13 protein-coding genes are annotated in these 14,549 nt (G+C 55.4%); 8 read left to right on the forward strand and 5 right to left on the reverse strand.

Translation table 11 applies throughout. The features are described 5' to 3' along the window. Nucleotide 1 precedes the first annotated feature (1 nt). The 7 genes from trbJ (at nucleotide 2) to M017_RS0111800 (ending at nucleotide 5,978) form a co-directional block, all read left to right on the forward strand. Nucleotides 2-712: a P-type conjugative transfer protein TrbJ gene (gene trbJ, locus M017_RS0111770; RefSeq protein ID WP_238325870.1), complete on the forward strand. Its 711-nt coding sequence runs from the start codon at nucleotides 2-4 to the stop codon at nucleotides 710-712. Between the two features lie 7 nt (nucleotides 713-719). After that, nucleotides 720-1,040: a hypothetical protein gene (locus tag M017_RS0111775; protein ID WP_155121368.1), complete on the forward strand. Its 321-nt coding sequence runs from the start codon at nucleotides 720-722 to the stop codon at nucleotides 1,038-1,040. A 42-nt stretch (nucleotides 1,041-1,082) separates the two neighbouring features. Continuing rightward, nucleotides 1,083-2,399, forward strand: coding sequence for a P-type conjugative transfer protein TrbL (gene trbL / locus M017_RS0111780; RefSeq protein ID WP_080507672.1), 1,317 nt, complete (start codon nucleotides 1,083-1,085; stop codon nucleotides 2,397-2,399). A 2-nt stretch (nucleotides 2,400-2,401) separates the two neighbouring features. Beyond that, nucleotides 2,402-3,079: a VirB8/TrbF family protein gene (locus M017_RS0111785; RefSeq protein ID WP_051669911.1), complete on the forward strand. Its 678-nt coding sequence runs from the start codon at nucleotides 2,402-2,404 to the stop codon at nucleotides 3,077-3,079. Nucleotides 3,080-3,100: 21 nt separating this feature from the next. Then, complete coding sequence (trbG, locus tag M017_RS27650; protein ID WP_051669913.1) at nucleotides 3,101-4,186, forward strand: P-type conjugative transfer protein TrbG; 1,086 nt, start codon at nucleotides 3,101-3,103, stop codon at nucleotides 4,184-4,186. Continuing rightward, on the forward strand, nucleotides 4,183-5,517 hold the full coding sequence (locus M017_RS27655; RefSeq protein WP_155121369.1) for a TraB/TrbI/VirB10 family type IV secretion system protein: 1,335 nt from the start codon (nucleotides 4,183-4,185) through the stop codon (nucleotides 5,515-5,517). Before trbG ends, M017_RS27655 begins: the two co-directional genes overlap by 4 nt. Nucleotides 5,518-5,588: 71 nt before the next feature. Continuing rightward, entirely contained in the window at nucleotides 5,589-5,978 is a 390-nt protein-coding gene (locus M017_RS0111800; RefSeq protein WP_031498093.1) for a hypothetical protein, read from the forward strand. Nucleotides 5,979-5,989: 11 nt separating this feature from the next. Here M017_RS0111800 and M017_RS0111805 read toward each other — a convergent pair whose 3' ends face one another. The 4 genes from M017_RS0111805 to M017_RS26585 all read right to left on the reverse strand — a co-directional run bounded on the left by M017_RS0111805 (nucleotide 5,990) and on the right by M017_RS26585 (nucleotide 11,095). Beyond that, on the reverse strand, nucleotides 5,990-6,400 hold the full coding sequence (locus M017_RS0111805; RefSeq protein ID WP_031498094.1) for a hypothetical protein: 411 nt from the start codon (nucleotides 6,398-6,400) through the stop codon (nucleotides 5,990-5,992). Between the two features lie 318 nt (nucleotides 6,401-6,718). Continuing rightward, a complete protein-coding gene (locus M017_RS0111810) occupies nucleotides 6,719-7,780 on the reverse strand; it encodes an IS5 family transposase (RefSeq protein WP_031495380.1) in 1,062 nt (353 codons plus the stop codon). A 1,279-nt stretch (nucleotides 7,781-9,059) separates the two neighbouring features. Continuing rightward, the gene (locus tag M017_RS0111825) at nucleotides 9,060-10,289 is read right to left on the reverse strand and encodes a S41 family peptidase (RefSeq protein WP_031498098.1); all 1,230 of its coding nucleotides are present in this window, start codon (nucleotides 10,287-10,289) and stop codon (nucleotides 9,060-9,062) included. A gap of 11 nt (nucleotides 10,290-10,300) precedes the next feature. Further along, on the reverse strand, nucleotides 10,301-11,095 hold the full coding sequence (locus tag M017_RS26585; RefSeq protein WP_080507673.1) for a CHAT domain-containing protein: 795 nt from the start codon (nucleotides 11,093-11,095) through the stop codon (nucleotides 10,301-10,303). Between M017_RS26585 and M017_RS0111835 the strand changes: the two genes are divergently transcribed. Further along, complete coding sequence (locus tag M017_RS0111835) at nucleotides 11,058-12,119, forward strand: IS5 family transposase (RefSeq protein ID WP_031495380.1); 1,062 nt, start codon at nucleotides 11,058-11,060, stop codon at nucleotides 12,117-12,119. The two genes, M017_RS26585 and M017_RS0111835, sit on opposite strands and share 38 nt — an antisense overlap. A 102-nt stretch (nucleotides 12,120-12,221) precedes the next feature. Here M017_RS0111835 and M017_RS0111840 read toward each other — a convergent pair whose 3' ends face one another. Beyond that, a complete protein-coding gene (locus tag M017_RS0111840; RefSeq protein WP_031498102.1) occupies nucleotides 12,222-14,159 on the reverse strand; it encodes a CHAT domain-containing protein in 1,938 nt (645 codons plus the stop codon). Nucleotides 14,160-14,549: the final 390 nt, after the last annotated feature.

Here is a 14,549-nt window from a genome sequence, read left to right on the forward strand (position 1 = left end):
GATGCTGACACGTCGAGTTGTTCTGGTATTGGGCGCGACTCTGCTTCATCGTGCGCAGGCCGGAGTTGTGGGGGGCTTGGCTACAGAGTGGACTCAGATTGCGAATAACCTTCAGCTGATCTCTTCATACATCCGGCAAGGGGAAGAGCTTCGTCAGAAAATCCTGATGGTGCTCGATATGGCGAAGAATACGGCACAGCTCTCGACTCAAGTCTTTGGTCCAATCATGGCGGAGATTAGTCAGTTGGCTGGCATTGTGCAGAGTGGTCGCGCTTTGGCCTATTCGATGGCGAACTTGGACGGGGAGTTTCGGACTCGATTTCGTGGGTGGGGTTACAACTCGAGAGCCTGGTTCACCGACTATCGAAACTGGTCGCAAACGAGCCTGGACACGACGCTTGGAACCTTGAAGGCGGCTGGTTTGCAAGGCCAGCAGATGCAGAGTGAAGAGGCAGTGTTGCAGCAGCTTCGCGGGATGGCGAACTCGTCAGACGGGCGAATGAAGGCGATCCAAGTTGCGAATCAAATCGCGGAGCAGCAGGTTCAGCAGTTGATGAAGCTGCGTCAGCTGATCCTGGCTGATCTGCAGAGTAAGCAAGCTTTTCAGGCGGCGCAGATTCAACGTGAGGCGTCGAGTGAAGCCGCGACCGAGCGCTTCTTCCGGTTCAATCGGAGGTTGGGTGATGGACGTGGGTTTCAAGCTAGCCAATGATGGAGGGATGCGGATAAGAACTTTTGTATTGGTTCTGTTTCTGGGTGGCTGCGCGAGTGAAGTGCCGAGCGCCATCGTGGCAAAGGTAGAGGCGGCTGGAGCGGGGAAGTTGCAAGGCGCTTCTTCCCAGGCGATCGAGGCTTGGTTCCGGCAACACAAAGATTTCGCGTTCGAGATCAAGCAGATTTGTCAGCCTGTGCGAGAGAAGGCAAATGCGGCTTGGTCGGATTCGACAGAGGGCCGGGTCTGTGCCGGGGCTAGTGTCGCAAGCGCCTTCCGCTTTCAGGAACGCAAGGGCGACGGGCGGGGATTCGAAGCAGGGAAGTAGCGTGTCAGCCTAGCTTGGCTGTGTCGCTGCAAAGGAGTAGCGATGACAGTAGCTAGGCTCATCGGGACGCTGGCTTTGGTCGGATTCGTGCTGTGTCTCTTGAGTGACACGGCGCTTGCGCAGAGCTCTCCGAGCGCGATGCTCGATCAATACCGCTCAGTTCGGATGTCTTGGCTGAGCGTTGCTTCTGGCTATGCGCATCGGCTGTTTGGAATTCTTGCGCTGATTGAGTTCGCCTGGACAGCGGCCATTCTCGTTCTGGAGAAGACCGACCTACAAGGTTGGACAGCCGCACTGATCCGCAAGATGATGTTCATCGGCGCATTCTTCGCACTCCTGAGTTTCGGCGGGGATTGGATGCCACGGATCATCAATAGCTTTCAGATCATTGGGCAGAATGCGTCTGGCTTGTCGTCCTTGGCTCCGACGGATGTTCTGGTGCTTGGTCTCAATATCACGGGCAACCTTTTGAGTGGCGCTGCCGACTCTGGTTGGATGGGCAACTTTGGCGCAGCTCTCGCTCTGGTATTTGCTGCCCTTCTGGCGTTTCTTGCCTTCCTCGGATTGACGGTGCAGCTTGTGGTGACGCTTGTCGAGAGCTACCTCGTAGTTGGGGCAGGATTCATCTTTCTTGGTTTCGGGGGATCACGTTGGACCGCGCCGTACGTCGAGCGGTACATTTCGTTGGCGGTGACGACGGGTGTCAAGATCATGGTTCTCTACTTGTTGTTGGGGGCTGGTTTGACGCTGACCGGGGGATGGGCAGCGGCGGCGACGGCGGTGCCCTCGGGGCCAGAGCCTGCTGTTGATGCGCTCGACATCGCGGCATCGTCCGTGCTGCTGCTCATGATCTGCTGGAACGCGCCCAAGTTCACCGCTGGGATTCTCGGTGGGACGCCAGCCTTCACCGGTGGTGACGCTGTCGGTACGGCGGGCGCGCTCGCCCAGGGAGCACTCCTCGCAGGGACAGCTATCGCAGGCGGAGTGGCGCTTGGCTCCAAGATGTTTGCGGCCGGGGGATCGATGTCCGCCGGACAAGCCGCAGGAATGGGCGGCGGTGGATCTTCGGGAGGCGGAAGTGGCGGTGGATCGGGAAGTCCCGCGCCTTCGGGGGGAGGTTCCGGACCGCAGGTGAGCCCTCCATCGAATGGTGGCGCTGACAGTCCGACTCCGCCGTCTTCCACGCAAGCGTCGTCTTCCTCTAGTTCGTCAGCGGGGCTTGCGGACGGGAGCAAGCGCGTGGCACGTGGACTTGTTCGGGGGACAGCTTTCGTCCGCGCGACGCAGGGCGCAATCCCTCCTGATCATGCACCACATGTTACTCCACCGCCGTTGAATCATTCAGGAGATTCAGAATAATCATGCCAACCTCTGTCGATGCCCAAGTTTCGCTCAGTTCCAGCCCCTATCTTGACGCCCGGAAAGAATGGGACGAGAGATATGGAAGTCTGATCACGCGCGCCAACAACTGGCGACGCGCTGCGTTCCTCGCACTGTTGATTGCTCTTCTCCAAACCGGAGGATTGATCGCGTTGGCGCTGAAGAACAAGGTAGTTCCATACGTAGTGGCGATCGACAACCTTGGTCGCATGATGGCATCAGGGCCGGCGGATCAAACGACGGCGGCGGACGACAAGTTGAAGCGTGCGGCGCTCTTTCACTGGGTCAGCGACCTTCGGATGGTAACGATTGACGGCGTGGCGCAGCGGAAGGCCATTGACCGGGTTTACACGATGATCGCGAGTGGCAGTCCAGCGCAGGTGGAGGTGGGGGATTTCTATCGATTGGCTCCTCCTCATGTGCGTGCGCAACTTCGGACTGTTGATGTTGAGGTAAAAGCCGCTTTTGCGACGAGTGAGAAGACCTACCAGGTGGAGTGGTCCGAGACGATCCGGGGGCTGTCGGGCCAGGTTGAGGGGGAAGAGCGGTGGAAGGGCTCTTTTACAATCGCTGTAAATCCTCCCTCTAACGAACGTCTCATTCGATTGAATCCGCTCGGAATCTATGTGACGAACCTCAGTTGGTCGCGAGTACTGTAGGCAGATCGGAAGGGGAGCTGCATGAAAATCATCTTGGTGTGTTTCGTGATTGTTGGTGGACTGATCTGGGGGCAGCAAGCGCCGATTGAGTTGAAGCGGAGACCGCCAGATGGAGTGCCGCTACCGGAGAAGTACCCATTCGATCAGCTCATACAATCGCTCGATGTTCCTCCATCTCCGCCTCCGGCCAATGCACGGGCGAGCATTGGTCCCGGTGAGTCTACTACGCGTACAGAGCTTCCGAAGGACTTCAATCCAGCTCGGGAAGTCGCGTTGCCGAAGTCCGCGCAAGAGGCGCTTGCTGTGGGACAAGCATGGATGAAGGAAGCCAGTCCGCCAGCGCCAGGGAAGGATGGGCGTGTGCTCTACACGTATGGTGCGGGTTTACCCACTGTCGTTTGCGCGCCCTTGCGAGTGTGCATTATTGAGCTTGAGGCCGGGGAGCACTTGGTGGGAGAACCTCACATCGGCGACGCGGTCCGATGGACCATCGCCGCCGCGAGTGTCGGACAGGGTGATGGAGTGACTCCGCTGATCGTTCTCAAGCCGAAGCAAGTGGGACTCGATACGAATCTATTGTTGACGACTGATCGCCGGGCATACTATCTGCGGCTCATCTCGAAGCCAGAAGAGTACTTGGCTAGAGTCGCTTTTGCATATCCAGAAGATGAGCTTCGCAAGTGGAAGTTGCATCTGGCGAAGGAGGAGCAGCGACTTAAGGCGGAGAGGGAAGATGCGTCGGTGTCGCCAGTCTCGTCGTTGGAGAATCTCTACTTCGAGTACAGGATCGAGAGTCGAAATCCCCATATTCGGCCTGTTCGAGTGGTCGATGATGGCAAAAAGACGTTCATTCAGATGACTCCTGAGGCTGCGAATCGAGAGGCCCCTGTGCTGGTTGTGATTGGGGCTGATGGGGCTGAGATGGTGAACTATCGAGTGAAGGGCGAGATGTACATCGTTGATCGACTCTTCGAGCGAGGCGCACTGATTCTCGGTGTGGGCAAGGCGGCGCAACGGGCGGAGATCATTCGAGGGACATATCGAGGAAAGCTAAAGCCGCAGAAGGCGCTTGATGCGAATTTTGGGAAGCAAGGAGGCTCAAGGTGAATCCGGTAAAAGAGATCGAGTCGCCATCCGGGCTCGACTTGCATCCGGAACCTCCGTCGCCAGTTCGCCTGAGTAAGCGAGCTGGAATGGTCGCGCTCCTGATTGTGTTTGTTGTGGTTGGGCTGATCGGATACGGAATCTATACGCGTGGACAGAAGCAGTTCCAGGTGGGGTCGGCAACAGAGGAGTTGCGAGGAATTACTGCTGCATCGGATGCCGGTAAGCTTGTCGCTGCACAAGTTCCAGACCGCCCAGGCGCTTCGACCTTGGCTCCTCCTAATGACGAGACGCCAAGTGATGCGATGGCTCCACTCACAATGTCACCGCAGTCGGGTTCACAGAGCTATAATCCCGTGATTGCGCATCCAGAAGCGTCGAACTCTCCTCAATACAGGGAGCCTAGCCTTGAAGAGAAACGCTTGTTGTCCGCATATGAGCGCGAGCAAGAAGCCATCAATTCTCCAACTTCAGGGCGCGATGTGGCCAATGTCGGAAGTCAGTCACGCGGCTCGTTGCCTACGCCAGGAGGGGACATCGATCAAATTACGAAGCTGCTGGAAGCGGTGCGGGGACGATCTGCTCAGTCGAATGCTCCAACTCAAGCCCGCAGGGTGGTTTCAGGGGGAGCTAGTGATGAGCATGACGCGCAGGCCGCTCAGGACCGCAAAGAGGACTTCCTAGCTTCGGCTCGCAAGGCCGGGAAGAGCAGCTACTTAGAGTCGACTCGCGGCGCGGCAATCAGTCGCTATGAACTGAAGGCCGGCTGGGACATCCCCGCCGTCTTGGAGCAATCACTGAACTCGGATCTTCCTGGTGAGATCAAAGCTCTCGTTCGGGAGAATGTCTTCGATACAGCGACCGGTGGGTACTTGCTCATTCCGCAGGGTGCTCGTCTTGTCGGCATCTACGACTCGAGAGTGACTTACGGTCAGAGCGGTCTGCAGGTGGCGTGGAGTCGGATCATCTATCCAGATGCTTCTTCGATAGATCTCGAAGGCATGGTGGGGCAGGATGCCAAGGGGAATACAGGGCTGCGCTACGAGGTTGACAATCACTATAGAAGGCTCCTGGGCTTTGGGTTGCTCACGAGTTTATTCAGTGTGTCCTTTCAGCTTTCTCAGAGTCGGCGAGGTGGAATTCTCGGCTATCCTTCGGCTACAGAGGTTACGGGTAGCGCGGTTGGCAGGGAACTCTCTCAACTAGGATCTGACGTCACACGGAGGAACCTGAATGTTCCGCCTACGATCAAGGTACCGGTTGGCTATCGATTCAATGTCAGAGTCAACCGAGACATCGTTTTTGAAGGACCGTATCGCGCTGAGCGGCACTAGGGTAGTTCGAATGGGGCAGGGTAGGCTGCGCAGTAAGGGCTGTACAATTTGTCTAGAGTTTTACAAAGACAATGTCCGAACCCAAGAAGCCCGTCGTCCGCCTCGACCCTGTTAAGCCTCCGAGAAGGGTTGTCAAGAAGGTGATGCCCGCTCAGGATCCGATCATCAAGCTGGCGATTCGGCTGAATGAAGGTGTCAATGAGGCGTTGCGGACATTGATCCGGTATCGCGGAGATCTCTCGGTGATGGCGATCGAGGCGCTGCAGTCAATCGATCTGGCATCAGTCGCGCTTGTCAGTGTGGAAGAGAAGATGGTGCGAGACACGACGATCTCACTTCCGCGTCCACTTCACAAGAAGATCAAAAAGATCGCGGAAGATCGTGGCTCTTCCATGAACATCATCGTCAACACAGGACTCGCTTATTGGCTTGCGAGCAAGGGCTCGCTGAGTCTTCGCTAGGTGGGATGCGGTCATTTCTGCGGTAGGGGACGCTGAATGCATATCAATACTTCATCGGAGGAAGGGTTCGGGTTTTCGATAACGATTGCATAGACATCCCTCTGCGGAGCCTGGAACGAGAACTCGAACGACTCGACGTCGTTCATCTGCTGGATCAGTTCAATTTCCTCATTCTGGGAGTCGAGCCAGCGATCGTATTCTGTGTCGGTACACAGCCAAATCGAGATTAGCTCACTCGCACAGCCGGAGACGGTCATGGACTCTCCTCTTTCCATTTCAATTGCGTAAACGGAGGATTGCCCGGGTGCGATTTCTAACGCTTCGATGATGCAGTCTGGTGTAACAGCATTGGTGGAGTCCGGTATCTGTTTGGAAGGATCGGGATAAGGTAGGTCGTCTTGATGATTATGATCGGGGAGCATGTTTAGCCCTCTAACCGATAAGTCGCAAAGAAGGCTTGAAACCTGACTACTGAAAGAAGAAACTGAGATCTGCCGTATGAATCCGCAAGCATCATTGGACGCATCAACAGCGCTCCGGCTTCTCGATGAAGCAGGGCAGCTGCTTGACGAGCGCATTCAATTGATCTTCCGACCTCTAGGAACTTGTTGAAAAATACCCCTCTACCGCGAATATGATGGTATCTGGATGAGGATGTATTGAATCATTGCTCAAAATTGAACCTGCCCGCGCTCCCGCGATAGGCCGAAAACCATTGATTTTGGGCCATTTTCCGTCATTTAGGCACACTGCTCCTGCAGGGTTTTGACTCGAAGCAGATTGTAAGCTGCGGCTGTATAAGTGACCAGCCATCCGACCTTATCGATTCCCCGCAGCTTGATCTTTTTCAGTCCGCCCGTTTGCTTCATCCATCCGAAGGCCTTCTCTACAAGCCACCTCTTGCTGAGGCTCATGCGATACCCTTCATGCCTTGTCGTACGCTGATCAATGGCGCTTCTGCGATTCTTGTTGTTCTGCGCCACATGTGGGGTCACTCCCAACTCGCGCACTGTTTTGACAAAGTCCTTGCGGTCATAAGCTTTGTCGGCCCCCAGCGTTATGCGTTTGCCGGGCCGCGCTATTTTGGCCGCCATCAATAAGGCGGCATCGGCTTCGCCATGACCATCGGCTTGCGTGCTCATCACCTCACGGATCAAACCATTGCGGTTCTCGATCACAATGTGGCCGAGGTAGCTGAGCTTGGCTTCCTGCCCATTCCCCTTCTTGTACAAGCGGGCATCTGGATCTGTCTTGGACTCGTGCGTTTCATTGCTGCGCTTCTCGCCGTGGAACTGCTTGCCATCTTTGGGGCCTTCGCCATCTTTTCGTTGAAATCTCTTCTGTCCTGCCCAGGCTTCGATCAGCGTTCCATCCACCGTGAAGTGCTCATCGGACATGAATCCAGAGGCCAACTCATTGACCCGGCTAAAGAACTTCTGCGCGACCTCTTCATTCAACAGCCGCTCCCGGTTCTTGCTGAATACGGCGTGGTTCCAAACCGGCTCATCGATCTCAAGCCCAATGAACCAACGGAACAACAGGTTGTAGTCCAACTGCTCCATTAGCAAGCGCTCGCTGCGCACCGAGTAGAAGATTTGCAACAACAACGCTCTGAGCTGACGCTCGGGCGGAATCGAAGGACGCCCCACTCGCGAATACATCTGCTCAAACTCTCCATCCATGCTCTTGAGCAACCCGTCTACCAGTTGCCGTACTTTCCTCAGTGGATGGTCCTCTGCGATCCGATCTTCAAGGTTCACGTAGCTGATCAGGGTTCTTTGTTGCTGGTCGGTTCCGCGCATAAAACATAGATGCTCTAAAATATTTCAGCGTCACATCCAGCGGCGAGTTTTTCAACAAGTTCCTAGAGACGAGGTTCCGTCTGAAGTTTGAGAGGATCCAGGAAGAGAGCTTGATCCGAAATCTTTTTGATCGTGCAGGGCAGATCTACTGCAAGCAAGAGCAGCTACAGAGGATTGAGCACCCAGAGGGGTTCGCCTGGAAACTACTCAACAATCTTGCGGTGTCGGAGCTTCGGCGCTCGGAAGAACGAGTGAAGTGTGGTTCGGTTGCGGGGCCTGCTGGTGAGAAGAGACTTTCGACCATGGCGAGCTGCAGTGGAACTTCCGAGCAACTCCTCAATCACGTGTATGCGCGTGAGATCTATGACCAACTGAGCCGGGTCGAGCAGCGATGCGCAACGCTAAGAACTTTGGGATATACGAGCGGAGAAGTGGCTGGCGCGCTATTGTTGACTACTGCCGCAGTTGACAAGATCATGCAGCGGCTTCGAGACCGTTTTCGCAAGTGAACGAGAACGGTAAGTTGAGTTTGAGCTCGAATGGTGCTGTTCTAAGTTTTAGCGTGATGAAAGACACTCTGGGCTGATTGAGAATTCATGGCGAACGAAGACGATTTCAAGCCAATTGAGGACATGCTGGCGCATGCGAATCCAAATCCGGAGCGGGTGGGATGTCCTTCCCCTGACGTGCTCCGAGAGTTGGCACTTAGAAAGCGTGATGCGGCTGATCCCCAATATGTACATGTCTCGCAATGCTCGCCTTGCTACAACGAGATCCGCGAGATGCAGCGACAGCTTGGCGCTGAAGTTCGGACTCGGAAGTTTTCTCCGTTTTGGGTCGCGGCGGTTGCGCTTCTCCTTGTTGCTATTGGGGTGGCTTGGTATGTCAGGCTTCGCCCGATGTCTCCCAGTGTCGCGAGTGTCACTCAGCCTGGTGTGAAGCTTCCGGCGACGATATTGGATCTTCGTCCGTTTGCTGTGACCCGAAGTGAGGATCCGTCTAGATCCCTATCACCGCTTGCGATGACGCGGAGTCGGCAGAATGTTGTGTTGGTGTTGCCAGTCGCTTCGGCGACTGGAGAGTATGCGCTGAAAGTTCTGGACTCGAATCTCGAACCGATCATGACGTCTAAGCCCATCGCGACTCTGGTCGATGGAGTGACGAGCATCTCGACCGAACTAGATTTGACTCGAGTGGCCCCGGGGCGCTACACGTTGGCCTTGAAGAAGGATCCCGAGGATTGGCGATATTTCCCTCTTCAAGTGCAGTGAAGGCGGAGTTAGTTGAGCTGTTCAAGCGCCTTGGCCAACACCGAGTCTTCTCCGGCTAGGAGATCTTGCGGGAGCGTAGGAACTTCAACGTGGGGTTTTACCCCTTGGCCTTCTAGCTTCGTTCCTTGCCAGGTGTAGTAAACGCCCACCGGTAAGGCGATGCGATAGCCATGCCCGACTTTGAACGAGTTGGCTGCGACCAATTTGCCCGGGGTGCTCGTTCCGATGAGTTGGGCCAGCGAGTACTCAGAAGCAAACGCCGCGACCATCTCGCTTGCACTCGCGGAGTGTTCATTGATGAGCAACGCGACTTTGCCGTGATACGGTGCGCCTCCCAATCCTTCGGATGAGACCGCTACGGAACGTCCAGCGAGTCCAAACTTTAGCAGCAGGGGTAAGATGCCCCATTGGCTTGACGGAATCTTGTCGAAGACGGGAAGGGCTTCCTTGCTGGCGCGTGCTGCGATCTGCTTTCTGCCGAAAGTGAAGCCCACTCCGCGTTTGTCGGGACAGAGCAGGCTCATGAGTCGCAAGCAGCCGATGCCGCCGCCACTATTGCCCCGAAGATCAATAACTAGTTTTTGGGCTTCCGATGATTGGGCTGCTGCGAGAATGTCTCGAGCCACATCGATTCCTAACACTCCGGGGAACATACTGACTCGGATGTAGCCCGTGGTTGCGTCCAGCTTGCGGCTTGTCACTACTTGGTCTGGAACGATGAGGGGACGCTTCTTACTTTGCGAAGGTGGGACTGAGACGTTGACGCTGCTTATATTGCCGTTTCGCTTCCGGATTGTGAGCTTGTGGTCTGTCGCGAGCGCGAAGGTGGGTGCGACTGGCTGCACGATCTCTATGCCGTCCAACTGGAGTAGGACATCACCTGGTTCGATTCCAGCGTTGCCTGCTAGACCACCCGGATGGACGTCTTGAAACATCCAGCGAGAGCCATCAGCAGTATCGGCCTTGAGGAATGTCGCGGAGATCGCGATCCGCCCAGGGCTCTTTGGCCGCTCTCCTTGGAAGAAGCCGATGTGACTTGTTCCGAGATGTTGCAGTAACTCGTTGATTCGCTTTTCGAACTCCGCTGGATCTTCGCTTGAAACGATTGCATCTTCTGTTTCGCGTGCGACTTGAGCCCAGTTCACGCCATTCATTTTCGGATCCGCGAACTTCTCCGCCGTTGTCGAGACCACCTTTCGGAAGATCTCTTTCCGTTGCGATTGATGGATTGTTGTCATTTGGCCGACTCCTATTTGTTTGAGACCACCGGTTCGGATCCTTCGCCGAACAAGATCAATCCACTCCAGAATTTCGGTGTGGCTGTCTTTCCAAATTGGCGGATCATCGTTAGCTTTGCCTGCTGCAACGCGACTGCTTTGGCCTTTCCCTTTGCAAGTTCCTGGTAGAACTCTTTCATCAGGGCCAGACTGAAGGTGTCGTCAGCAGTCCATAGATTTGCGGCCACGGCTCGTGCGCCTGCAGCGAGAAAGGGCCGCACGAGACTGGATACTCCGTCTTGCCCGAAGAGTCTGCCGCTCCCGGTATTGCAGGCGGAGAGCGTCACCAATTGGGCATTCATTCGGAGCCCTAGCACCTCTCGCGCTTGAAGGAATCCGTCATCCTGGCCTTCCGGCTTAAGTGCTAGTGCGGATCGCTCTGGAAAGCTGGAACTCAGCAATCCGTGCACTGCGAAGTGGGCTACTGCAAAGTCTCTAAGATTGAGTCGCCTGATCGCGGACTCCGTCGCGTCGCTATTGACGAGGAGACGATTCCCTGGATTCGGTAGTGTGTCAAACGCGAGCGTTGCTTCGGCTTTCGCGGCTGGCAGACTTGGTAGTTCTGTTCCGTCAATGTCATAGAAGCCGCGCGCCACCTTACCCGAGCCAGCTTTGTCTGGTGTTGTTTTTGAATCTGGGGAAGCGGCAACGGCGAGAAGGGCCCTAGGAACTTGTTGAAAAACTCGCCGCTGGATGTGACGCTGAAATATTTTAGAGCATCTATGTTTTATGCGCGGAACCGACCAGCAACAAAGAACCCTGATCAGCTACGTGAACCTTGAAGATCGGATCGCAGAGGACCATCCACTGAGGAAAGTACGGCAACTGGTAGACGGGTTGCTCAAGAGCATGGATGGAGAGTTTGAGCAGATGTATTCGCGAGTGGGGCGTCCTTCGATTCCGCCCGAGCGTCAGCTCAGAGCGTTGTTGTTGCAAATCTTCTACTCGGTGCGCAGCGAGCGCTTGCTAATGGAGCAGTTGGACTACAACCTGTTGTTCCGTTGGTTCATTGGGCTTGAGATCGATGAGCCGGTTTGGAACCACGCCGTATTCAGCAAGAACCGGGAGCGGCTGTTGAATGAAGAGGTCGCGCAGAAGTTCTTTAGCCGGGTCAATGAGTTGGCCTCTGGATTCATGTCCGATGAGCACTTCACGGTGGATGGAACGCTGATCGAAGCCTGGGCAGGACAGAAGAGATTTCAACGAAAAGATGGCGAAGGCCCCAAAGATGGCAAGCAGTTCCACGGCGAGAAGCGCAGCAATGAAACGCACGAGTCCAAGACAGATCCAGATGCCCGCTTGTACAAGAAGGGGAATGGGCAGGAAGCCAAGCTCAGCTACCTCGGCCACATTGTGATCGAGAACCGCAATGGTTTGATCCGTGAGGTGATGAGCACGCAAGCCGATGGTCATGGCGAAGCCGATGCCGCCTTATTGATGGCGGCCAAAATAGCGCGGCCCGGCAAACGCATAACGCTGGGGGCCGACAAAGCTTATGACCGCAAGGACTTTGTCAAAACAGTGCGCGAGTTGGGAGTGACCCCACATGTGGCGCAGAACAACAAGAATCGCAGAAGCGCCATTGATCAGCGTACGACAAGGCATGAAGGGTATCGCATGAGCCTCAGCAAGAGGTGGCTTGTAGAGAAGGCCTTCGGATGGATGAAGCAAACGGGCGGACTGAAAAAGATCAAGCTGCGGGGAATCGATAAGGTCGGATGGCTGGTCACTTATACAGCCGCAGCTTACAATCTGCTTCGAGTCAAAACCCTGCAGGAGCAGTGTGCCTAAATGACGGAAAATGGCCCAAAATCAATGGTTTTCGGCCTATCGCGGGAGCGCGGGCAGGTTCAATTTTGAGCAATGATTCAATACATCCTCATCCAGATACCATCATATTCGCGGTAGAGGGGTATTTTTCAACAAGTTCCTAGGCATGTCTCGGTGTGGTTGGGACCTGATGAAATATAGGGCCGTAGCTGATGGCGAATAAGAGACTGCGTGCGATTGAAGGAGTCTGGCTCCCTTGGACGTCGTGAGGAGTTCAAAGGGTAGGCGGTGGAGGTCGCCGTCTGGCACTACAATAATTCGAGTTTTTGTTTCGATGTTGGGGACGCGGATGAGTTCTGGTAATGGAAGCGTTGCATCAATGTCTTGCCCAGCTTGAATGGCCTTCCATGCGATATCCACGCTCTTCTTCAGCTGGGTTCGGCCTGGGAGCTTTTGAATCGAAGCTTGTTCGCGCGTGACGATGAGCACAAATGAGGCAGGGTCATCGACTACGTATTCAAGGAGCATTTCATCCGGCGCTAAGACTTGCCGAAGATTCGTCATCCGGAGCGGATTCCGTTTGAGTTCAACTTGCCGCTTCCGATCTTCTTGGACTGAGACAGCCATCATGTCTGACTCAGCCCGAAAGATCTTGTCGAGTAGTCTCTGTCGTGCGACCGCGCTTTTTACACCCCAGAGTTGTGTTTGCAGCGCGGAGATTCGACGCTGCCCTTCCTTGGCCGCCACTGCTGTGTTCCGCTCCCCTTGTCCTCTGCCCATCAGCAAATCGGTAAGGGCCCGTCCTCGTGCTTGCTCAATGATCGGCAATAGTCGATCGGGGGCGCTGCCCATGCCGGTTTCGAGCCGAACCCGCGCAAGAAAGACCTCATCCATGATCCCGACGAGACGAGATTTCACCCATGGACTCCAAACGCCAGCTAGGAGGCCCTCAGTAACTTCGCTGGCTTCTTGAAGGAGTTCCCGGGCCTCGACTGCCCGCCCTTGAGATCGTTCGCTCTCGGCGAATTTTGCTAGGAGGCGAGGGGTGAGGAGGCGCTCTCGCATGGAGCGGGCAACCTCCACACCTGACTTGAAGGAATTTGCTGCATCCTTCTTTTGGCCCGCGGCAATTTGAAGTCGCCCAAGATCGAGATAGATCTCAGCGAGAATTCTGTTTGCGGATGCGCTTCGAGCGAATTGGAGAGCTTGCTGCAATATCGCGATTGCTTCATCGCGGAGTCCGGCAGTCTCAGCCAAGAGTGCGTCGGTTCGCAGCAGCTCGGCCTGATAGCCTAGACTCTCGTGGTCACGCGCTACGGTGAGCGCCGATGCTAGAAGCTCTCTCGCTTCTTTGGTCCGTCCGAGCTTTGTGAGTGCGTTTACTTTCCCCGCATATGCCATCAAGGGATAGCGCAATTCTTCCACCGGGCTGCCAGCCGCAAGAGCTCGATCAAAATATTTGAGTGCCTCCTCCGGTCTCCCGAACTGAATGAAGCCTTGGCCGATGATGCTGAGCCAACGGACTACGGACGATAAGTCTTGGCTTTCCTCTGCCGCCTTTAGTGCGCTGGCGAGTAGGAATAGTCCTTCGCTTGTTTTTCCTTGCAGCGCTGCTACGATACCCAGCTCGCCATTGGCTCGATTCACCCATTGGTTATCGTTTAGGCGTTTCGCAATGGAAAGTGCTTCGCGCCAATCTTGTTCAGCGAGGAGGGCGTCGTAGTCTTCGTCTGTCTCGCCCTTGATCACCAGGCATCTGAGGCGGATCCTGTCGTCCGTTATCGCTAGCGGAGATTCGAGGATCTCGGCCAGTTGTTGAGAAACCTCAGCGTTGGACCTTCGTGGAAGTTCGCCGCGAATTCGCCCGAGCGTGGCATAGAGCGCATTTCGGGAGTCGCCAACTTGTGTGAAGCCTCTCTCAGCTTCGATGAAGAACGGTTCCGCGCGGCTCCAGGCTCGGAGGTCTGCTAGGCTGTCGGCTTTCGCTAGTGCTTCGGCCGGGCCTTCTGCGTAGAGATTCGAGAGGCCGGTCAACAACGAAACGAGCCAGAAGGGACGCATTCCTGTCCTCCATACCTGTGTGTTAGCGATTGTAGTAGATGTGGCTGAGTGGGTAGGTGTGACAAAGTTCTGCTACTTAGGTCGCAGAGACTGCCCATTCGGAGCTCGTTGTCAGGCTTCTCCGAGTCCCCGTCGGAATGATAGGACGGTCTCAGAACTCCACATTTCAACGCGACTGGGTTGCCTACTACTGGTTTCTTCTACAGGTGCTACAGGAAATATAGAGAGTGCACCTAAAGTCCCGTGCGGCTGCACCTAGAGTCCCGCGATCGGAACGGAGGATGTGCACCTAAAGTCCAGTGGAAAAGCGGAGTTAACAGCCCTTAGCATGCTGCCATGTGCGCGGTGAATGTGCCTTGAGCTCATCTCCCACAAATGCACCCTATGTGA

Source organism: Bryobacter aggregatus MPL3, from assembly GCF_000702445.1.
GTDB classification, from domain to species: domain Bacteria; phylum Acidobacteriota; class Terriglobia; order Bryobacterales; family Bryobacteraceae; genus Bryobacter; species Bryobacter aggregatus.

Bases quoted from the DNA above. Each gene is read 5' to 3' on its own strand.
- trbJ (WP_238325870.1), top strand. From the start codon at position 2: ATGCTGACACGTCGAGTTGTTCTGGTATTGGGCGCGACTCTGCTTCAT.
- M017_RS0111775 (WP_155121368.1), top strand. From the start codon at position 720: ATGCGGATAAGAACTTTTGTATTGGTTCTGTTTCTGGGTGGCTGCGCG.
- trbL (WP_080507672.1), top strand. From the start codon at position 1,083: ATGACAGTAGCTAGGCTCATCGGGACGCTGGCTTTGGTCGGATTCGTG.
- M017_RS0111785 (WP_051669911.1), top strand. From the start codon at position 2,402: ATGCCAACCTCTGTCGATGCCCAAGTTTCGCTCAGTTCCAGCCCCTAT.
- trbG (WP_051669913.1), top strand. From the start codon at position 3,101: ATGAAAATCATCTTGGTGTGTTTCGTGATTGTTGGTGGACTGATCTGG.
- M017_RS0111800 (WP_031498093.1), top strand. From the start codon at position 5,589: ATGTCCGAACCCAAGAAGCCCGTCGTCCGCCTCGACCCTGTTAAGCCT.
- M017_RS0111805 (WP_031498094.1), bottom strand. From the start codon at position 6,400: ATGCTCCCCGATCATAATCATCAAGACGACCTACCTTATCCCGATCCT.
- M017_RS0111810 (WP_031495380.1), bottom strand. From the start codon at position 7,780: ATGCGCGGAACCGACCAGCAACAAAGAACCCTGATCAGCTACGTGAAC.
- M017_RS0111825 (WP_031498098.1), bottom strand. From the start codon at position 10,289: ATGACAACAATCCATCAATCGCAACGGAAAGAGATCTTCCGAAAGGTG.
- M017_RS0111835 (WP_031495380.1), top strand. From the start codon at position 11,058: ATGCGCGGAACCGACCAGCAACAAAGAACCCTGATCAGCTACGTGAAC.
- M017_RS0111840 (WP_031498102.1), bottom strand. From the start codon at position 14,159: ATGCGTCCCTTCTGGCTCGTTTCGTTGTTGACCGGCCTCTCGAATCTC.